Genomic DNA, 19,544 nt, shown 5'->3' on the forward strand with positions numbered 1-19,544 from the left:
TTTACTGGAGGACTATTAAAGCTCTCCAGTAAATTCTTATAATTCATATAAATAAGTAATGACTATTAAACAAAAATCATCAATAGCAAGTATTGTCATTGAGGCAAGAAAAGCACAATCTATTATTAATGATTATTCTCAAGAGCAGATTGATGAATTAATTCTGGCAGTTGCCTGGGAAGTAATTCAGCCTGAAAATAATCAAAAACTTTCTGAGATGGCAGTAAAACATACTGGTCTTGGAAATGTTGAAGACAAGATGAGAAAAAATCGAAGAAAAACTATTGGACTCCTCAGAGATCTAAAAGGTGTCAAAACCGTTGGAGTTATAAATCAAGATATTAAAAAAGGCCTAACTGAGATTGCAAGGCCAGTTGGCGTGGTTGGCGCAATTGTGCCCTCAACAAACCCTATTGCAACCCCTTTAAATAAAGTAATTAATGCACTTAAATGCAGAAATGCAGTCATATTGGCACCATCACCAAAAGGTGCATTGGTTTGCACTAGTGTAGTTGAGCTAATGCAAAAAGCCCTTCAGCGTATTGGAGCACCTAAAAATATCGTTCAATCATTGCCTGAACCAATCAGCAAAGATGATACGAGCGAATTATCAAAACTTGTTGATTTAATTGTGGCAACTGGATCACAAAATAATATACAAAGAGCATTACAAAGTGGCACCCCAACGTTTGGTGTTGGAGTTGGTAACGTTCCTGCCATAGTAGATGATAGCGCTAATTTAAATGATGCATCTCACAAAATTATGACTTCAAAGACTTTTGATAATGCAACAAGTTGCTCTTCAGAGAACAGTATTATTGTTCTAGATAGTGTATATGAGGCACTAATTAAATCCCTTGAAAAAGAGGGTGGCTCATTGTTAAATTCAAAGGAAAAAGCCGTCCTTGAAAAAAACATGTGGAGTAAAAAAGGCGTCATAAACCGAAATATAATTGCAAAAAAATCTAATGAAATTGCTTCTTTAGCAGGGCTTAACGATAAACATATGAATTCTAAGTTTCTTATGGTTGAAGAAGAAAATGTTGGCAATGATTACCCATTTTCAATGGAAAAACTCTCACCCGTTTTGGCAGTTTATAGAGCCAAAAATTTTGATCATGCCGTTGAAATTACTACTACCATTCTTGACAATCAAGGCAAGGGACATTCTTGCAGTATACATAGTGAAAATAAAGATAATATTCTTAGACTTGGAAATGAGTTGCCTGTTTGTAGAGTTATAGTAAATCAAGCGCATTGTTTTGCAACTGGTGGTAACTTTGATAATGGGCTTCCATTTTCATTATCAATGGGCTGCGGAACATGGGGTAATAATATTACAGATGAAAACTTAAATTATAAGCACTACCTAAATATAACCAAAATAGTTAAAACCATTAAGGTTAATGAGCCCTCGGAAGATGATATCTTTTTTAGTTACTGGGAAAAATATTCATTAACGCCTTCTACTATTCCAGAGCTGGTTGATCAATTTGCAGAAACTACGCCAAATAAAAACTATTTGATTGATGCAGATTTAGACCTTCATATTTCATATGGTCAGCTTAAAAAAGATATTTTGAAGCTAGGTATCTTTTTTCAGAAAAACAATATTCATACGCGTGATAAAGTTGGGTTTATGCTTGATAACGGCTATGCATCTTCACTTCTTTTTATTGCGGCAATGTATCACGGCATAACAATTGTGCCATTAAATGTGTTGGCAGGAGCTAAACAAATTAAGTACACAATAGAACACTCAGAGTGCAAGCTAATACTAGCCTCTAAGATCTATATTGATAAGTTCAGTGATATTCTTGAAGCCTCAAATGTCCAAGTAACTTGCCATGAAAAAGCGAATGACTTAGAAATTAATAACCATAAAATTGTTAATCCAAGTACTAAGACTTTATTGTCAGATGCGCCAGCAGTATTGATATACACATCAGGAACAACTGGCGTACCAAAAGGGGTTCTTCTTTCCCATAAAAATGTTTTAGCTGGAGGTAAAAATACCGCTTTAGCGCATGAAATTAATAAAGATGATGTATCTTTTTGCGTGCTGCCTCTTTACCATATTAACGCTGAAATGGTGTCCATTGCAAGCGCCCTAGTAAGTAATAGCTGCGTTGTTATTGTTAGCAAGTTTAGTGTTACTAATTTTTGGAATATTATTGACAAATATAAATGCACTTGGTTTAGTGTTGTTCCTACGATTATTAATTATTTACTTAATGACAATTTTGATATTAGTTCATTGAATCTTAAAAATCTACGCTTTGGTAGGTCTGCATCAGCACCTCTTTCTCCTGAAGTCCATAAAAAGTTTGAAAAAGTATTTAATGTTAAAATTATTGAAACAATGGGCCTCACTGAAACGTCAGCTCAAATCCTTTCAAATCCTATGGATCAATATAAGCATGGCTCTGCAGGAAGGCCTTATGGCAATGAAGTTAAAATTATAGATGATTCTGGAAATTACCTAGCTTTTGGAAACATTGGTGAACTAGTTATCAAAGGCGATAACGTTCTTTTAGAGTATTTTAAGAACGAAGAGGCAACAGCAGAGGCTTTTAATAAAGATGGTTATTTTTTGACTGGCGACCTTGGTGTTGAAGATGAGGATGGTTTCTTTTTTATAACTGGCAGAAAGAAGGAGTTAATTATTAAAGGTGGAGAAAACATATCACCTAGAGAGATTGATGACACGCTTTATAAACATAATGCCGTATTGGAGGCATGTACATTTGGCATAAAAGATGAAAACTATGGTGAAGAAATTTCAGCTTGTGTTTTTTTGAAAGATAATTTATTTGTTAATGAGGAAGAATTACTTGCACTTTGTACAGCAGATCTTGGAGAATATAAGACGCCTAGTCAAATAATTTTTGTTGATAAGCCATTACCTAAAGGTCCATCTGGAAAAATTCAACGTCTTAAAATCGCAAGTCACTATAGTCATACCTAATTGAGTATTAAGTTTTAGAGTTTAAGCCTTAATTGAATTAAGGCATTTTCGGGTAAACTATGATGAACTTAATTAAGGCAATATGATGGCGCTATTAGAAGATTTATCCAGCAAAGCTAAAGCTAAATTTCCACGAATCTTATTACCCGAATCTAGTGACTCTAGAGTCTTAGAGGCGGCTCAAATTCTTTCGAGTCAAAAAATTGCTCAAATTGTGCTTTTTGACATAAATTCAGACCATTCTCTGGGTATAGAAACAATTAACCGTGAAAACGAAGATTTGAAGGCCAAGTATGCCCAAACCTTGTTTGAGATAAGAAAGCACAAGGGTGTTACTTTAGAGATTGCTCTTGAAATGATATCAAACCCAACTGTATTTGCAATGATTGCCCTTCATAGGGGCGATGTTGATGGCGTTGTCACGGGTGCTATAACTCCAAGCCAAGAGGTTCTTAGTAATGCACTTCGAATTATTGGCGTTTCTAAAGGCAGTAAACTAGTATCGAGTTTATTTCTGATGGCGTTTGATCAGAATCACAAAATGTATGGTGAAAATATGATTTTTTCAGATTGTGCAATGAATATTAATCCCAACTCTGAAGAGCTTGTAGAAATAGCCCAAAGTGCCTATGAAGCGGCAAAATTGTTTTTAAAGGAAGAGCCTAAGATGGCTATGCTTTCATTTTCAACAAATCAAAGTGCCAATCACTCGGAGATTGATAAAGTTAAAGATGCAACTGATAACTTAAAGTCTAAGCTTGCAGGTGCTCAAATAATTGGAAACATTCAGCTTGACGCTGCTCTAGATAACGAGGTCTTAAAAATTAAATATCCTGAGGCTTCATTTATACCACCTGCAAATGTCTTAATTTTTCCAAACCTTGATGCTGCAAACATTGGCTATAAACTGGTTCAGAGATTTTCAGGAGCCAAAGCAATTGGCCCAATTCTTCAGGGGCTGGCAAAACCAGTTAATGACTTATCTAGGGGTTGTAGCGTGGATGAGATAGTTAACACTGTGGTAATTACTGCAAATCAATGTAGTTAAACTTACATTCCAATATAATTTGGCCCGCCACCGCCTTCAGGAGGCACCCAGTTAATATTTTGTGAAGGATCTTTAATGTCGCAGGTCTTGCAGTGAAGGCAGTTTTGCGCATTAATTTGGAAATAATCTTCACCATCTTTTTCAATTATTTCATAGACACCTGCAGGGCAATACCTCTGAGCTGGCTCATCATAGAGTTTTTTATTGTGAGCTAAGGGGATTGACGCATCTGTAAGCTTTAAATGAACAGGTTGGTCTTCCTCATGATTCGTTCCAGACAAGAATAAAGAAGAGGTAATATCAAAACTCAAAATGTTATCTGGAGCCGGATATTTTTTTATAGACGAAGACTTGCTAAGGCTTAATGAGTCGCAATCCCTATTTTCATCTTTAATAGTGAACGGAAGTTTATTTCGAAAAATATTTGATTCAATAAAGTTATAAGCTGCGCCAAGATAAAAACCAAATTTGTGCATAGCGGCACTAAAGTTTCTAGATTCATAGAGCTCTTTGTAAAGGGCGCTGCTTTTAAATAAGTCATCAAAATCACAGTTTTCTTCTAAAAGCACTTTATTAATATACTCAGCGGCTAATATTCCAGATTGGAGTGCACAGTGACTACCTTTAATCTTACTTGGGTTCAAAGTTCCAGCATCACAGCCAACAATCATGCCTCCATCAAACTCCATTTTTACAAGGGAGTTAATGCCGCCTTTGGTGATTGCTCGTGCACCATAAGAAACTCGTTTGCCAGATTCAAGATATTGCTTAATGGATGGATGCTGTTTAAATTGCTGGAATTCTTGAAAAGGGCTATGACTTGGATTACTATAATTGAGATCAACAATTAAGCCAACGGCGATTCTGTTGTCGTCAAAGTGATAGAGGAATCCACCACCAGACGTTCCACCTTTAAGAGGCCATCCCATACTATGTACAACATCACCGGGACTATGCTTATCATTATCAACTTCCCATACTTCTTTGAAGCCTATAGCAAAATGTTGAGGAGTTCTTCCCTTATCAAGATTAAACTCTTTTATCAACTTCTTACCTAGGTGACCTCTTGCACCTTCTGCAAAAATTGTCTGCTTAGCAAGTATGTCCATTCCAGGAGTATAGGTGCCTTTTTGATTTCCCTCTTTGTCAATTCCCATATCACCCGTTGCAATACCAATAACTCTTCCACTTTCATCAGTAAGGTATTTTTGGGCAGGAAAGCCTGGAAAGATATCAACGCCAAGCTCCATTGCTTTCTCAGAGATCCATTGACATAACTCACCAAGTGATATTATGTAATTTCCTTTGTTGTGAAGGCTTTTTGGCATTAACCAAGAAGGTATTTTTATACTTTTGTTATTGTTAGTAAGCCAGTATAGATCGTCTTTGGCTACAGGGGTCTTAAGTGTTGGGCAGTCCTTGGCATCTTCTGGAAATAAATCAAAGAGGGTTTTAGGCTCGAATACTGCTCCAGAAAGAATGTGTGAGCCGATTTCGGCGCCTTTTTCAAGTAGGCATACCGACAGATTAGGATTGAGTTGTTTGAGTTTGCAAGCAGATGCTAGTCCAGATGGACCCCCACCAACAACAACTACATCATATTCAATTGACTCTCTTTCCATTAACTAGCTTCCTAGACTTGATATTCGTTTAATTCTTTTAAAGCGCCAAATAGATCTGTCTGCCATACCAAATCTGCCATTCTAGACATAGGTGCATCAGGATCATTATTAATAACAACGATGACCTGTGAGTCCTTCATGCCGGCAAGATGTTGAATTGCGCCAGATATTCCTACAGCTAAGTATAGCTGAGGCGCAACTACTTTTCCAGTTTGACCAACTTGATAATCGTTAGAGATAAAGCCTGCATCTACGGCAGCTCTTGAAGCGCCAACTGCTGCATCAAGTTTATCTGCTAATTGCTCAATCAGAGCAAAATTCTCTTTGGATCCAAGTCCGCGACCACCAGAGACAATTCTTGCTGCTGTTGTTAACTCAGGGCGTTCAGATTGAGATTCTTGGAGTGAAATAAAGGTTGAGTTTGACTCGGGTATTGTTGATGACAATACTTCAACTTCAGCAGAACCTCCATCGCCTGAATGTTCAAACGCAGTTGCTCTAACTGTCATGATAATTGTATCATCTGAAGACTCTACTGTTGCCATTATGTTTCCAGCGTATAAGGGCCTCACAAATGTATTGTTTGACTTAATTTCACAGACGTCTGATATTGGCTGAACATCTAGAAGGGCACCAACGCGCGGTAAAATATTTTTACTGTAAGTTGAAGAGCCTGAAACGAGATATTTATACCCGCTCATTGCGTCTGCAATTAGCTTGCTCGCTACCTCTACATTAGCATTCTCAAGCGCATCATCAACAATCATTTTGACTGAGTTGATTCCAGCTAACTTGGATACAGATGCTGAGTTTGACGCGTCGTTCGTTAGAACCAGCGCGTCAATGCTATCCGAAAGCTGTGAGGCTGCAGTAATAGCCGCTCTGCTACATGCATTTACTTCTGATCCGTTGAGTTCAATTAATATAAGTGCTGACATTACAGAACTCCCATTTGATTTAATTCTGAAAATAACTCTTCAGCAGAACTGATCTGCTTGGAGGCCCTATCTTTAGTTCCTGACTCCACAACACTGATAACTTTAATGCGCGGGGATGTATCAATTCCAAGGCTATCTAGCTCAATTGTCTCAAGGGGCTTGGATCTGGCCTTCATAATATTAGGGAGTGAAGCATATCTAGGCTCATTTAGCCTTAAGTCTACCGTTACAATTGCTGGGAGATTAAGCTTTCTAGTTTCAATTCCTGAATCAATTTCACGACTAACTTCAACACTACTGGCATCTGAGCTAAGATCGAATTGCGATATAAAAGTACCCAAAGAATAGTCCAAAAGGCCTGATAGAATTTGACCCGTTTGGTTATTATCATTATCAACTGCTTGCTTACCCATTATGATGAGTTCGGCTTCTTCGCGCTTAATAATATTAGCCAAAATTTTACCAACATGTAACGGCTGTAAATCAAGTTCAGATTCAGTTTTAATAAAGATTGCACGATCAACGCCCATTGCAAGAGCTGTTCTAAGAGTATCTACAGTTTTATCAGTACCAATACTAACCGCAATAGTTTCGGTTGCAGCGCCACTTTCTTTTAGAGTTAAGGCCTCTTCAACTGCAATCTCACAAAAAGGATTCATAGCCATCTTTGCATTGGTAAGATCAACTTGCTCAGTTTGCTTGTTAACTCGGGCTTGCGTATAGGGATCAAGGACTCGCTTGATAGGAATAATTATTTTCATAGTTGATTAAATTTCGTTACAAAACTCGCGAATAATACCATATAAATTACCTTTGTCTAGAGCAAGAAAATACAATTTTATTATAACTAAATAGCATAAGGTTCAATGTAAAACATAGTCTTCTTTTTTGCTTAGCATTTCCATTCATATTTGAGATTACAAGTTATGGCTCAACTAAGCCCGTAAAATACACCCATATTTTTTTTGATGCTACCAGATGAATTTTTCAACGCTAGGACTATTACCACAACTTCTTGATGCTATTGAAGCGCAAGGCTACTCTGACGCTACGCCAATTCAGGAAAAATCTATCCCCATTGTTTTAGAGGGAAAAGACTTAATGGCTGCTGCTCAGACCGGTACAGGAAAGACTGCAGGTTTTACCCTGCCAATATTACAAATCCTTTCAGATGGTAAAAGACCATCATCAAATCACACTCGCACTCTTATATTAACGCCAACCCGAGAGCTTGCTGCACAAATCCTTGAAAGTGTTAAAACTTATGGTCAGAACCTGCCGTTGAACTCAACAGTCGTTTTTGGAGGCGTTGGTATTGGCCCTCAAATGCAAAAGCTTCGAAAGGGGGTTGACATATTAGTTGCAACTCCTGGAAGACTTCTCGACCTTCATTCTCAAAATGCTGTCAATTTTAATGAATTAGAGATATTGGTTTTGGATGAAGCTGATCGTATGCTTGACATGGGGTTTATTCATGACATTAAAAGAATTATTAAATTATTACCAAAAAAACGCCAAACATTAATGTTTTCAGCAACTTTTTCTGAGGACATCCGCAGACTTGCAAAGGGTCTTGTCCATGAACCAGCTGAGATTTCGGTTACGCCCAGGAACTCTACAGTTGAGGCAATAAAGCACTGGATTTGTCCAGTAGACAAGTCTAGCAAAACCGCACTTTTAACCCATTTAATCAACAAGGGAGAGTGGCAACAAGTTCTCGTATTTAGTAGAACTAAGCATGGCGCTAATAGAATTGCTACTAACCTAGAAAAGAAAAACATCAGTGCAACTGCAATTCATGGAAACAAAAGTCAGGGTGCTAGAACTCGTGCATTAGCTGATTTTAAGGCTGGAAAAGTGAGAGTCCTTGTGGCTACTGATATTGCAGCGCGCGGCATTGATATTGATCAACTCCCACACGTGATTAATTTTGACTTACCGAGCGTCCCAGAGGACTATGTCCATAGAATTGGCCGAACTGGAAGGGCGGGAAGAGGCGGCGAAGCAATTTCTTTGGTCAGTGCAGACGAAGCCAAACAATTATTTGATATTGAGCGCCTCATTCAAAAAGAGCTAGAACGTGAGTTAATTGATGGCTTTGTGCCAAATCATGATCTTCCAAAGTCGCGCGAACTGCTTCCGGTAAGATCCAAAAAACCAAAGAAACCAAGTAATCAAAAGCCCCAAGGAAGAAATAGAAATCGTAATAGAGCTAGAAACAAAAATGATTCTCAGGGCAGTACTGCTAAAAATAGTGACGGCCAAAGAGATGAACAAAAAAAACCAAATCAGGCAAAAAAACGCGAATTTTGGAGTAAAAAACTAAGCAGAAAGCCTAAACCTATAAGCTAGGCTACATAATATTAGTAGGAAACCTGAGTTTTGCCTCTGCTCCTTGCTGAATAAAACGGTTCTGAAGGGTTACCTCGCCGCCATGAAGCTGCATTATTTTTCGAACAAATCGAAGCCCTAGGCCGTTTCCTCGAGCACCTGTATCTGGCCTAGAGACAGAAAAAAACCGAGTAAACAACTTACTGAGAACATGAGGTGGTATTCCTGGCCCATCATCAAGAACGATAATTGAAATGGCGGCATTAGTTTCAGAGGACTTAATCGTAATTGTTCCTGATTTTGGACTAAAGTCTAAAGCGTTATTTACAATATTTCCAATAGCTTGCTCTAGTAATATTTTTTCAGCCTTAATTAGAGATTTATTGTTGATCTCAAGAACTATATTTAAATCTTTATCTGAGATATTTTTTGAGCGGCTAGGCGCCTTTAAAACGTTATTAACGATCTGCAAAATGTTCAGTGGCTCAATGGCCTTAAGCGTTTCCCGTCTTTCAATTCTTGATAGATCGAGCAATCTATTAACCAGAAGATCCATATGCTTATTTGAATCCAATATGTTTTCAATGAACCTTTTTCTTTGCTCGTCACTCATTGGCGTGAGTAAGTTTTCAGCAGTAAGCTGAATTCCTGTTATAGGCGTTCTTAATTCATGCGCCAGAGTATCAATATACTGCTCAACATCGTCCTTAAGCTCAACCTCGGCTCGTGCATTTTCAATAGTTTTTGCAAGTTTATTGAATTGATTGTTAAGATCAGGAGCAACCACATCTTCACCACTAAAAAGACTGGTGGTATATTTTTCTATGCGCCTGATATTTCTGGAAATCCTGTAACTACCTAAAGCACCAAAAATTAATGAAATTAGAAAAATATAAAAGATAAATTGTAAGAGATAGTTTTGATCTAATAAATCCATTAAAGGCGCTACAACAACTACCGCACCTAGGATTTCACCGTTGTTTCCATAAATTGGATTTGAAGCGTTAAGAAACCTTGACTGGTATAAGTAATCAATGACAACTCCTCTAGCTTTTTTGGGCCCAGGAACATTCTCAACAGCAACACTGGTGATGTCTTGACCACCACTTAGGGCTGAATTAACTTCATTATGAGCTCTCATGTCCTTGCCGAGTATAAGTCCTCTAGAATCTAATACAAGGAGGCCATTCTTGTCAGTAACATAGATTGCAAGGTTTTCAAGTTTTTGATTACTGTTGGGATCTATTGTGTTTCTTTGAGAGCGTAAATAGTTGACAATCAAACTTTCAAAGGTTTCTAAATCAATTTCACCATCTTTGTTGTTTTGAGAGGCTACTCTGCTCATTAGGCTTGAAACCTCAACCATGACTGATTTTGCTGATTCAAGGGCGGTTCTATGAGCAAAGACCCAAAGTAAAGTTGAACTTATAATGAAGTAGAGAAGAAAGAGTTTGGTACCAATGTTGAGCTTAAAGTGTCTCATTCAATTAGGCTATATCCAATTCCTCTATGGGTTTCAATAAAATCGCTGTTTTCCTCAACCTCATGAAGCCTCTTGCGAATTGATTTAATATGAGTATTAATTGTTTTAATGTCAGAGCCATGTGGCCTGTCCCAAATAATGCTCATTAAAAACTCTCTGGAGTGAACTCTGTTTGGGTTTTTAACAAGGTGAGATAAAATTTTAAATTCTGCTGGAGTAAGCGTTAGCTCAGTATCATTAAAAACTACTCTTTGCATAGCATGATTAATACCAAACTTTGAGCTTCCAGCAGTAGTGTTTGATTTTCCGGTTCTTAGCTGAGCACGAACATGAGCAACAACAAGTCTTGGGCTTAATGGTTTAGTTACGTAAGCGTTAGCTCCAAGACCTTCAAGACCAAGAACCTGATCCGACTCATCATCCCTTGCTGAAATAATAATAACAGGTAAGCTGTATTTTTCACGCACCTTCCTAAGAACGTCAAATCCACTCATATCAGGCAAACCAACGTCAAGAAGAATTAGGTCAACTTCGTTATTGTTTATATAATCAAGCGCGTCTTGACCATTGTCAAACCACTTGCAATTAAAAGAGTCTTGCTCAAGGATAAAAGCAATACTCTCAGCAATTGTTTTATCGTCCTCAACTATTAAGATGGTTTGCATTTGTGATAATAATTTCTAATAAAAAAGTTATTGTAGTTTAAAACAAAAAAATTGAAAGAAACTTCATAAAGTCTTCATCAAAACTCCATTTATTAAACATTTGAAAGTTTGACGTAGTGATTATTATATGCATATTGTTTTTAGTTTATTAGAGCCGTTGCAATTACAACCCCTTTAAATTGCAACTAAACATAATGCTAATAATCTCTTCATTTGTTAATGGATTATACATAAGCATTATGCAAGTCTCTAATAGCTAAAGGCAATGTTTACGAATTTTAAGTTTTTTAAAGAACCTCAAAACTTTTGTCATTCTCTCTCCGTTTGGCATAAGAGGTATCCGCTTTAGTTGACAGGTCACTCCTTATCGGTCAACTAAAGCATTTTTCTTGGATTAACTATGAATCAAACACAGAAACAATTATCTTTAAAGCCATCCTTAGCAAATATTGCTAAATCTTATTGTAAGAGGAATAATATCAATGAAAAGCAATTATTAAAAGCAATGAAATGGTATCAAAGCGCTATAAGTAACTCTAAGAAAAATAAATAAATCTATTTTTTTTAATTAAAATCAACCTAAATTCAAAGGCTATTTCATAATGTTCATAAAATCTATCAAAAAAGTTTTTCTTGTATCTTTTTTATTAGCATTTTATTCCACTTCTTATGCATCGTTGGAATTAGGCGATAAAGCGCCAAACTTTATTCTTGATGATCAGAATAGTCAAAGTCATCAATTGACGGACTATAAGGGTAAATGGGTAATTCTTTATTTTTATCCTAAAGATGACACGCCTGGCTGCACCACTCAGGCATGTGACTTTAGAGATGCGGTTAAAAGGATTATTGCAAGTAAGTCTGTTGTATTTGGTGTAAGTCTTGATAGTGTCGAATCTCACAAACGCTTTTCTGACAAAAATAATTTACCTTTTTCACTGCTCTCAGATGAAGAGGGCATAGTTGCAAAATCTTATGACTCTCTTAATAGCTTTATTGGCTTTAAGAGCGCAAAGCGAAATACCTTTATTATTAATCCTGAAGGGTTACTATCTAAAATTTACTTATCAGTAGATCCTAAAACGCACTCACAGATGGTCTTAAACGATCTGTCTATATTGCAAGAATAACTTCAGTTTGATTTATTTAAATGAATTAAAGCTGTTTTAGTTTTCCTTGTCATTTTTTTAATTACAATTTCTCTCTTTAAAGCTTCACTTCTTGATATAGCACTCTCTTGATAGACTAATTCTAATGGCTGTCTTGATCTGGTGTATTTAGCGCCACCTTTAATTTCACCATTGTGCTGTTTAAGACGATTTTCTATATTATTTGTAATTCCGCAATAGAGTGTTTTGTCGCCGCACTCAAGAATATAGATAGTCCATATTTTTTCAGAAATATCAATCATTTAAACTTTTTACCATAATTGTGAAAACACTCTGCAAAAATACATTAAAATCCATTTTTTATAAAAAAAGTGTCATGATAAACTGTTTCTTTTTTATCAATGATTTTTTTATACCCTAATGGAACTGAAATTGTTATGTTGACTATCGTTATGCGCGCTATATGGCCATTATTCCTAGGAATATTATTTATTAGCTTGGGAAATGGCTTACAGGGAACTTTAAGTAGCTGGAGGGCAGATTATGAAGGTTTTTCTGTTCTTACAACCGGCCTAGTAATGTCGGGTTATTTTTTGGGCGCTTTTGCAAGCTCTTTGATATCTCCTGGTCAAATCAAAAAGACTGGCCAAATTCGAACTTACGCCGCTTTTGCTTCAATCGCCTCAACTGCAATTCTAATACAGTTATTATTTATTGAGCCACCCGTCTGGTTTGTTGCTCGGTTTTTGTCAGGTTTTTGTGTTGCTGGAATCATGATAATTGTTGAGGGATGGCTCAACTCAATTTCTTCTAATGAAAATCGTGGGCAACTATTTTCAATTCATATGATGGTTGTTTGGGGCGGCCTTGCAATGGGTCAGGGCTTATTTGTGATTGATAGCCCAGCAGGTGTAAATTTATTTCTACTTGCCTCTATCTTGCTTTCAGTCTCCCTAATCCCAATTCTTTTAACTGAAATAAAAGCTCCTGAAGTTGAGATGCAGGAACCCTTAGGTTTTAAGGCATTATGGAAAGCCTCACCTTCAGGGGTTGCAACGATTGGTATCTCTGGGCTCGCTTCTGCAGGCTTCTTTGGTGTTGGAACAATTTACGCAATTCAGTCGGGTTTAAGTATTTCTGAGACCGCACTTTTTATGACTCTTTTTATTGGTTTTGGCGCCTTATCACAGTGGCCACTTGGCTGGTTATCTGACAAGATTGATCGAAGAAAGGTAATTCTACTTTGCTGCTCAATAGTTATAGGGGTTTGTGTACTTCTTGTAATGTTTGATTTTTCTAAAACTACTTTCTTAGTTTTAAATGGATTGATTGGTGCAAGCACATTACCACTCTATTCACTTGGTGTTGCTCAAACTAATGACCGCTTAAAGCCAAGTCAAATGGTCAGTGCTAGCGGGACAATTGTTTTTGTTTTTAGTGTCTTTGCGGCATTAGGACCTTTCACGATGAGTTATTTCCTGAATTTATTTGATAGCATTGGCTTCTTATTGTACTTAAGCCTAGTTCACTTGGTAATTGGGGTAACAGTGTTTGTTATGATGTTTATTAATGAAGATGTTGACGAGTCGGATCAATCAGACTTCCAAGTTATGGCGCAAAGACCAAGTATGGTTGCAATGGAAGTGATTGCAGAGGAAGCTATAGAATCTCAATCAGATTCAGAAAGCTAATAAATTCTTGTCTATACGTTTGCAGGGTTGTCTACGTCATGACCTAAGTCTTTCAAATCTTGATAGCGGTCACCTATTCTATGATGCGGTCTACCGCCGATTGAAGCGCCTAGCGCGATGACCAACTCATCATCTGCCGGAGCGTCAGGTATAGCGAGCTGAATTGTCAAGTAATGAGAGCGCCGTCCGGCATCATTTTTATCCATTAAAGGAATCATGATTGGCGCATTTGCACCGCCCCTTGTATTGCAAAATGATAAGTAAGATTGAGCTCCAACAGCTTCACGATAGTAATTGCCAAATCGAAGTGTATGGATAATGGCAGAAGCATGCTCAATTTCACCCTTAAGTCCTACTACGGCTGATTTACCATACCCTTCTACTTTATCACCTGAGCCAGCTTCCTTAATAATCATGGCGGTTAATATTTCACCAAGCTCTGGCGCAACATCTAGAATTCCTGGCTTGAGGTCTTCTGTAAATTTACCGGCATTTTGCAGGTCAACCCAAGGATTTTTTATAACAGCAATCGCTGCTATTAAAGTAAGCGGTTTGTCTGCTTTTTTGTTACCTTCAATAAGAGTTTTTTCAACGTGTAAAAGCGTTTTCCTAATTTCAACTGGCATTTATTTCTCCTTCAAAGGTATATTTAAACCTCTTTGAAAAACGATAATTAAGGCGCCTTTTTCAGAATAAGAAGAGTGCTGACTCCTAGGCTTAAAAGAAACAAATTCACCTTTATTAAAGACTGCTCCGTCTGAGTCAATTAGTTCTCCTTCCACAATGAAAAACTCCTCGAAACCCATATGCGTATGCGGGACAGTTTGTGCGCCTGGCTCCATTTTTAAGACATAGCTTCCTTGCCCTGATACTTGGTCATAACTGATAATATGCCAACTCATTTTTGGAACGGGAGAGCCATAACGATCAAATGGGATAAATTCAAGATTGTGAACATCAATTGTTTTTCTATCATTCATAAGTTTTATCTAGGCGTTAAATTTAAAATTCAGACTGTAGCCAGTTATCTTTTGCATAGTGGCAATCTTGATCCACTAAATGAAGGCTAAACGCTTGTCGAGATCGCTCTGATGTATTTGCAGCACTATAATGAGGAAGCTGACCATGCAAGATAATTAGAGTGCCAGCCTTAACCTCAAGCATGTCTAACTCGTTATCAGGAAAAGGACTGTCATCTAAAATTTCAAACTCAGTACCTCCACCAGAAGACAATTTAAAGCGTTTTTTAAGTGGAATTGAGTGTCCTCCAGTAATTGCTTGTAAACAGCCATTTTCTTTATTTGCATCCTCAAGGGCTACCCAAAAACCGATACAGCTCATTGGGCTTGTGTATAAGAATGTTGAATCTTGGTGAAGTCCAACCTCCCCACCAATACTAGGCTGCTTAAAAATGTGCATGGATTGTAGCTTTCTAGGTTTTTTGATTCCAAGCTGTAAGCCAATTTCTGGTAAATTAAGCTCATTGATTACTTTTTTATAGACAGGGTCTAATTCATGCTGCGCATGGCCTATCTTATTAATAGATTTTTGTTTGGGAACGGTAAAGTTTCCATTGTCATCGATTGCCTTTTCTTCAAAAAAAAATCGAATTTGATCCCCAGAACTTAAAAAATATTCATCACTCGTTCTTTCCTGTTCATCAGTTGTAAAAACTGAATGTGAAGAGGGTGGCTGAAAATCATCAATAAGTTTTTCAGCGCGCTTCATTAAAAGCTCTCTTTGTTCTTGATTAATAAAATCTTCCACTACTAGGTATCCATCTTTATTAAATGTGTTTATTTGGGTAAGTGAAAGCATGGTTTTTAAGAAATAAAATAATGAATTAAATGCATTATATTAGTATTGAAAAATTATTGGACGTAAGTTTTATAAACTCTATTGGTAATTTTACTAAATATTTCATAAGAAATGGTATTGCAGCATTCTGCAAGCTCATCTACAGGAATATTTTCACCAAAGAGCTCAACTCGATCGCCAACTTGAGGATTTAAAGCATTACTTAAATCAATGGTCATCATGTCCATCGAAACTCTTCCTGCTACTGAGCATCTCAAGCCATTAATGAACACAGGGGTTCCATCTTTAGCGCTTCGGGGATAGCCATCTGCATACCCAATAGCCACAACGCCTATCAGTGTATCTTTCTTGCAAATAAAGCGCTCACCATAGCCAATTGATTGGCCTGCTTTAAAGCTTTTTACAGAGATCAGTGAAGAAGATAGAGTCATCACAGGAGCTAACTTTTTTTGATGTAATGTATCTTTAAATGGAGAAGAGCCATAAAGCATAATACCTGGACGAGTGTAATCTTTATGAGTTGATTCCCAGGCCAAAATAGCAGCCGAGTTAGCTAAAGATAATGAATAATTATGATTACCACTAGCATTTTCAAAATCAATAACTTGCTCTGAAGTCGACTTACTCTCTAGGTTGTCAGCACTAGAAAAATGTGTCATCAGGGTTATCTTATTAATGTTATTACTTTTTTCTAGAGAGCTAATAGCCTCCTTAAATTGAGCACCTTGAAAGCCAAGCCTTCCCATTCCAGAGTCGTGCTTAATAAAAACATCAATCTTTTTATTTATTGTGACATTAAGAATCCACTCAAGTTGAAGTGGACTGCATACTGTTATTGTTAAGTTATTTTTAATTGCCAAGGTAAGCTCCGATAACTCAAAAATACCTTCCATCAGCAAGACCGGGGTTTTGCTTAATCCAGAAGCCCTTAATTCAATAGCCTCTTCAATGCACGCAACGCCAAAAAAATCAGCACAATCTTCTAGATATTTAGCAACCTTAACAGCGCCATGACCATAGGCGTTAGCCTTAACAACTGCAATTGCATAGGAGTTAGCAGATAAGGATTTAGCATAAAGATAGTTTTGTTTAATTGCGCTAAGATTTATAACTGCAGTGCACTTTCTAGCCATAATTTAAATTCGTCTTATTAGAGTACTTGTAGCGACTCATGTCAATTCCTTCTAATGATATTTCAGGCTCATTGCCCGAAACTATGTTTGCTAATAGTTTGCCAGAGCCTAGAGACATTGTCCATCCTAGAGTTCCATGACCAGTATTTAAATATAAGTTTGAGTAAGGCGTTGCACCAATAATAGGAGTTGAGTCAGGAGTGCTAGGCCTAAAGCCTGTCCAAAAGTTAATATCATTAGTTTCTTTTGCCGCATGAGGGAAAAGATTATTGAGGCCTTTTTTTAAAGAATGAAGTGACTTTTCCCTGAGACTTGAATTATAGTCTGTCAAATGTGCAATTCCAGCAACTCTTATAGTATTTCCCAGTCTGGTAATACCAACTTTATTCTTATCATCCATTATCGTTGACTGAGGGGCATCTGTATCATTTAATACTGGAAGGGTAATGGAGTAACCTTTAACTGGATAAACAGGAATATCAATGCCCACACTGGAGAGAATTTTGGGTGAGTGACTACCAAGCGAAACTGAATAATTATCTGCGGTTAATTCACCGTGATTTGTTTTAACTGAAGAAACTTTATTGTTATTAATTTGAATAGATTCAATATGAGTATTAAATTCAAATTTAACGCCCATTTCTAGACATTTTTTATACAATTCACTGGTAAATAAATAACAATTTCCTGTGTAATCATTGATGAATCGGAGGCCGCCATAAAGTTTATTTCTAATATATTGAAGTCCAGGCTCAGCCTCTACACACCCTTGTGCATCAAGCACTTCATATTGAATCTTAAATTTCTTTAGGATTGCCATATCTTGTTTTGCTTTTTCAAGATCCTTAGGACTCCAAAATAACTGAAGTGATCCTTGTTTTCTTTGCTCATAATTAACATCAAATTCACTCTCTAAATCGATTAAAGTTTTTTGAGAATAGTTTGCAATTCTAAGCATGCGGCTTTTATTAATTTCATAGCTATTAGAGTTGCAATTTTTATACGTTCGATACATAAACTTAATCGTTTCAAGGCTAACGTTTGGATTAACAACCAATGGTGATGTTCCGCCAAGAGTCCACTTAATCAAACTCAGTGGTAAGCTTGGTGTTGCCCAAGGTGATGAAAATGCATACGATAGCTGACCTGCGTTAGCATGACTTGTTTCCATAGCCACACTCTTTTGCCTGTCGATAACAGTAACATTATGTCCTTGTTTAGCAAGGAAATAGGCGGAAGTTGTGCCAATAATTCCAGCACCTAAAACTAGCACATTCATTGTTTAAAAAAATAAATATAAAAGGTAATTTTACCACTGAGAAATATCAATGATTTACTCAAGAATTGAACTTAATTTCAAATAATAAAGCTATATAAAAAACATACTATAATCTTTAAAAAAAAAAGAATAATTTAGTTTGGATATTACTAAATAAAGTGGTTAAAATTAACGTTTTAAGATTCCTTTTATGGAGCTATTATGTTTGATAAAAACCTAACATTAAATGATGTTGATCCTGAGATTGCAAATGCAATAAATGCTGAAAATGCAAGACAGGAAGCGCACATTGAATTAATCGCATCTGAAAACTATACTTCGCCGAATGTCATGTTTGCACAGGGCTGTCAAATGACCAATAAATATGCTGAGGGTTATCCTGGTAAGCGATATTACGGCGGCTGTGAGCACGTCGATGTTGCAGAAACCTTAGCTATAAGTAGAGCAAAAGAATTGTTTGGAGCTGCCTATGCAAATGTGCAGCCACATTCTGGCTCAACTGCAAATGCTGCAGTCTTTCAAGCGCTTTTGGTTCCAGGCGATACTATATTGGGAATGAGTCTGGCGCATGGTGGTCACTTAACGCATGGCGCTGCGCCTTCTTTTTCAGGTAAAAATTTTAATGCTATTCAATATGGCCTAGATGAGTCCACTGGTGAGATTGATTACGACCAAGTTGAGCGTTTAGCGTTAGACCATAAACCAAAAATGGTAATTGCTGGCTTTTCAGCATACTCAAGGATTGTTGATTGGGCTCGCTTTAGAGAAATCGCTGACATGGTAGGAGCTTACCTTCTTGTTGATATGGCTCATGTTGCAGGTTTAGTAGCAACGGGTGACTATCCATCACCTATTGAATTTGCTGATGTGTGCACTACAACGACGCATAAAACCTTGAGAGGTCCACGTGGCGGCTTAATTGTTGCTAGAGCAAATCCAGAAATTGAAAAAAAACTTAACTCTGCTATATTCCCAGGAATACAGGGTGGTCCATTAATGCACATCATTGCAGCTAAAGCGATTGCCTTTAAAGAAGCTATGAGTGATGACTTTAAAGCGTATCAAAAACAAGTCGTTATTAATGCTAGAGCCATGGCAAGCGTTTTCCTTGAAAGAGGCTATGACGTTGTTTCAGGCGGCACCGATAATCATGTTTTCTTAGTAAGCTTTATAGAGCAAGGGCTAACAGGAAAAGCAGTTAATAATGCGCTAGGTGAAGCACACATTACAGTAAATATGAACTCCGTTCCAAATGATCCTCAATCACCTTTTGTAACCAGCGGTATACGTGTTGGAACTCCTGCGGGAACAACAAGAGGTTTTGGTGAATCTGAGTGCAAAGACATCACCAACTGGATTTGTGACATTTGTGATGATTTAGAAAATCAATCTGTTATTGATGAAGTAAGAGCAAAGGTTGGAGAGCTTTGTTCTAGATTTCCAGTTTATAAGTAACCGC

General features: G+C 37.1%; 18 protein-coding genes. 7 read left to right on the plus strand and 11 right to left on the minus strand.

The features are described from left to right. Window positions 1-58 precede the first annotated feature (58 nt). Together sauS and pta are read left to right on the plus strand one after the other, a co-directional pair. The gene (gene sauS / locus ABXT51_RS04470) at window positions 59-2,968 is read left to right on the plus strand and encodes an acylating sulfoacetaldehyde dehydrogenase (RefSeq protein WP_416693961.1); all 2,910 of its coding nucleotides are present in this window, start codon (window positions 59-61) and stop codon (window positions 2,966-2,968) included. 82 nt (window positions 2,969-3,050) lie between these two features. Beyond that, window positions 3,051-4,016, plus strand: coding sequence for a phosphate acetyltransferase (pta, locus tag ABXT51_RS04475; RefSeq protein ID WP_416693963.1), 966 nt, complete (start codon window positions 3,051-3,053; stop codon window positions 4,014-4,016). A 2-nt stretch (window positions 4,017-4,018) separates the two neighbouring features. Here the strand turns inward: pta and ABXT51_RS04480 are convergent, their stop codons facing one another. Genes ABXT51_RS04480 through ABXT51_RS04490 form a run of 3 tightly spaced genes read right to left on the minus strand, consistent with a single transcriptional unit; the run spans window position 4,019 to window position 7,337 of the window. Continuing rightward, window positions 4,019-5,638, minus strand: a complete 1,620-nt coding sequence (locus ABXT51_RS04480) for an electron transfer flavoprotein-ubiquinone oxidoreductase (protein WP_416693965.1) — start codon at window positions 5,636-5,638, stop codon at window positions 4,019-4,021. Window positions 5,639-5,649: 11 nt separating this feature from the next. Continuing rightward, window positions 5,650-6,576 (minus strand): electron transfer flavoprotein subunit alpha/FixB family protein, encoded by a 927-nt coding sequence (locus tag ABXT51_RS04485; RefSeq protein WP_416686093.1) that lies wholly within the window; start codon window positions 6,574-6,576, stop codon window positions 5,650-5,652. Then, window positions 6,576-7,337, minus strand: coding sequence for an electron transfer flavoprotein subunit beta/FixA family protein (locus ABXT51_RS04490; RefSeq protein WP_416650648.1), 762 nt, complete (start codon window positions 7,335-7,337; stop codon window positions 6,576-6,578). The genes ABXT51_RS04485 and ABXT51_RS04490 overlap by 1 nt, the downstream gene beginning before the upstream one ends. Window positions 7,338-7,554: 217 nt before the next feature. Here ABXT51_RS04490 and ABXT51_RS04495 point away from each other — a divergent pair, with 217 nt between their 5' ends. Then, on the plus strand, window positions 7,555-8,928 hold the full coding sequence (locus ABXT51_RS04495; RefSeq protein WP_416693967.1) for a DEAD/DEAH box helicase: 1,374 nt from the start codon (window positions 7,555-7,557) through the stop codon (window positions 8,926-8,928). A 1-nt stretch (window position 8,929) separates the two neighbouring features. Here ABXT51_RS04495 and ABXT51_RS04500 read toward each other — a convergent pair whose 3' ends face one another. Then, window positions 8,930-10,390 carry an ATP-binding protein gene (locus tag ABXT51_RS04500; RefSeq protein ID WP_416693968.1) on the minus strand — a complete coding sequence of 487 codons (1,461 nt, stop codon included), beginning with the start codon at window positions 10,388-10,390 and terminating at the stop codon, window positions 8,930-8,932. Continuing rightward, window positions 10,387-11,055, minus strand: coding sequence for a response regulator (locus tag ABXT51_RS04505; RefSeq protein ID WP_416693970.1), 669 nt, complete (start codon window positions 11,053-11,055; stop codon window positions 10,387-10,389). Before ABXT51_RS04505 ends, ABXT51_RS04500 begins: the two co-directional genes overlap by 4 nt. Window positions 11,056-11,455: 400 nt before the next feature. Between ABXT51_RS04505 and ABXT51_RS04510 the strand changes: the two genes are divergently transcribed. Together ABXT51_RS04510 and ABXT51_RS04515 are read left to right on the plus strand one after the other, a co-directional pair. Continuing rightward, window positions 11,456-11,608, plus strand: coding sequence for a hypothetical protein (locus ABXT51_RS04510; protein WP_416693972.1), 153 nt, complete (start codon window positions 11,456-11,458; stop codon window positions 11,606-11,608). Window positions 11,609-11,657: 49 nt separating this feature from the next. Continuing rightward, entirely contained in the window at window positions 11,658-12,185 is a 528-nt protein-coding gene (locus ABXT51_RS04515) for a peroxiredoxin (RefSeq protein WP_416677016.1), read from the plus strand. Between the two features lie 2 nt (window positions 12,186-12,187). On the opposite strand, the gene ABXT51_RS04520 is transcribed toward ABXT51_RS04515, so the two are convergent. Next, window positions 12,188-12,466, minus strand: a complete 279-nt coding sequence (locus ABXT51_RS04520) for a GIY-YIG nuclease family protein (RefSeq protein WP_271537782.1) — start codon at window positions 12,464-12,466, stop codon at window positions 12,188-12,190. Window positions 12,467-12,565: 99 nt separating this feature from the next. On the opposite strand from ABXT51_RS04520, the gene ABXT51_RS04525 reads away from it, so the two are divergent. After that, the gene (locus ABXT51_RS04525) at window positions 12,566-13,855 is read left to right on the plus strand and encodes an MFS transporter (RefSeq protein ID WP_416693974.1); all 1,290 of its coding nucleotides are present in this window, start codon (window positions 12,566-12,568) and stop codon (window positions 13,853-13,855) included. A gap of 11 nt (window positions 13,856-13,866) precedes the next feature. On the opposite strand, the gene ABXT51_RS04530 is transcribed toward ABXT51_RS04525, so the two are convergent. The 5 genes from ABXT51_RS04530 to ABXT51_RS04550 are packed head-to-tail and all read right to left on the minus strand — an operon-like array spanning window position 13,867 to window position 18,085. Then, complete coding sequence (locus ABXT51_RS04530) at window positions 13,867-14,481, minus strand: amino acid synthesis family protein (protein WP_416693976.1); 615 nt, start codon at window positions 14,479-14,481, stop codon at window positions 13,867-13,869. Next, the gene (locus ABXT51_RS04535; protein ID WP_416693978.1) at window positions 14,482-14,835 is read right to left on the minus strand and encodes a cupin domain-containing protein; all 354 of its coding nucleotides are present in this window, start codon (window positions 14,833-14,835) and stop codon (window positions 14,482-14,484) included. It lies immediately after the preceding gene. Between the two features lie 22 nt (window positions 14,836-14,857). Then, window positions 14,858-15,673 carry a phytanoyl-CoA dioxygenase family protein gene (locus tag ABXT51_RS04540; protein ID WP_416693980.1) on the minus strand — a complete coding sequence of 272 codons (816 nt, stop codon included), beginning with the start codon at window positions 15,671-15,673 and terminating at the stop codon, window positions 14,858-14,860. Between the two features lie 53 nt (window positions 15,674-15,726). Continuing rightward, window positions 15,727-16,806 (minus strand): alanine racemase, encoded by a 1,080-nt coding sequence (gene alr, locus ABXT51_RS04545; RefSeq protein ID WP_416693982.1) that lies wholly within the window; start codon window positions 16,804-16,806, stop codon window positions 15,727-15,729. After that, a complete protein-coding gene (locus ABXT51_RS04550) occupies window positions 16,799-18,085 on the minus strand; it encodes a D-amino acid dehydrogenase (RefSeq protein WP_416693984.1) in 1,287 nt (428 codons plus the stop codon). The genes alr and ABXT51_RS04550 overlap by 8 nt, the downstream gene beginning before the upstream one ends. Window positions 18,086-18,286: 201 nt before the next feature. Between ABXT51_RS04550 and glyA the strand changes: the two genes are divergently transcribed. Then, a complete protein-coding gene (glyA, locus tag ABXT51_RS04555; protein WP_416693986.1) occupies window positions 18,287-19,540 on the plus strand; it encodes a serine hydroxymethyltransferase in 1,254 nt (417 codons plus the stop codon). Window positions 19,541-19,544: the final 4 nt, after the last annotated feature.

The organism is Candidatus Pseudothioglobus sp. Uisw_050_01 (assembly GCF_048085775.1).
Classification (GTDB): Bacteria; Pseudomonadota; Gammaproteobacteria; order PS1; family Pseudothioglobaceae; genus Pseudothioglobus.

Excerpts from the sequence above, each read along its gene's own strand:
- glyA (WP_416693986.1), top strand. The coding sequence starts at position 18,287 with ATGTTTGATAAAAACCTAACATTAAATGATGTTGATCCTGAGATTGCA.
- ABXT51_RS04510 (WP_416693972.1), top strand. The coding sequence starts at position 11,456 with ATGAATCAAACACAGAAACAATTATCTTTAAAGCCATCCTTAGCAAAT.
- ABXT51_RS04500 (WP_416693968.1), bottom strand. The coding sequence starts at position 10,390 with ATGAGACACTTTAAGCTCAACATTGGTACCAAACTCTTTCTTCTCTAC.
- ABXT51_RS04550 (WP_416693984.1), bottom strand. The coding sequence starts at position 18,085 with ATGAATGTGCTAGTTTTAGGTGCTGGAATTATTGGCACAACTTCCGCC.
- ABXT51_RS04525 (WP_416693974.1), top strand. The coding sequence starts at position 12,566 with ATGATTTTTTTATACCCTAATGGAACTGAAATTGTTATGTTGACTATC.
- ABXT51_RS04520 (WP_271537782.1), bottom strand. The coding sequence starts at position 12,466 with ATGATTGATATTTCTGAAAAAATATGGACTATCTATATTCTTGAGTGC.
- ABXT51_RS04535 (WP_416693978.1), bottom strand. The coding sequence starts at position 14,835 with ATGAATGATAGAAAAACAATTGATGTTCACAATCTTGAATTTATCCCA.
- ABXT51_RS04505 (WP_416693970.1), bottom strand. The coding sequence starts at position 11,055 with ATGCAAACCATCTTAATAGTTGAGGACGATAAAACAATTGCTGAGAGT.
- ABXT51_RS04540 (WP_416693980.1), bottom strand. The coding sequence starts at position 15,673 with ATGCTTTCACTTACCCAAATAAACACATTTAATAAAGATGGATACCTA.
- ABXT51_RS04515 (WP_416677016.1), top strand. The coding sequence starts at position 11,658 with ATGTTCATAAAATCTATCAAAAAAGTTTTTCTTGTATCTTTTTTATTA.
- pta (WP_416693963.1), top strand. The coding sequence starts at position 3,051 with ATGATGGCGCTATTAGAAGATTTATCCAGCAAAGCTAAAGCTAAATTT.
- sauS (WP_416693961.1), top strand. The coding sequence starts at position 59 with ATGACTATTAAACAAAAATCATCAATAGCAAGTATTGTCATTGAGGCA.
- ABXT51_RS04485 (WP_416686093.1), bottom strand. The coding sequence starts at position 6,576 with ATGTCAGCACTTATATTAATTGAACTCAACGGATCAGAAGTAAATGCA.
- ABXT51_RS04490 (WP_416650648.1), bottom strand. The coding sequence starts at position 7,337 with ATGAAAATAATTATTCCTATCAAGCGAGTCCTTGATCCCTATACGCAA.
- ABXT51_RS04495 (WP_416693967.1), top strand. The coding sequence starts at position 7,555 with ATGAATTTTTCAACGCTAGGACTATTACCACAACTTCTTGATGCTATT.
- ABXT51_RS04480 (WP_416693965.1), bottom strand. The coding sequence starts at position 5,638 with ATGGAAAGAGAGTCAATTGAATATGATGTAGTTGTTGTTGGTGGGGGT.
- ABXT51_RS04530 (WP_416693976.1), bottom strand. The coding sequence starts at position 14,481 with ATGCCAGTTGAAATTAGGAAAACGCTTTTACACGTTGAAAAAACTCTT.
- alr (WP_416693982.1), bottom strand. The coding sequence starts at position 16,806 with ATGGCTAGAAAGTGCACTGCAGTTATAAATCTTAGCGCAATTAAACAA.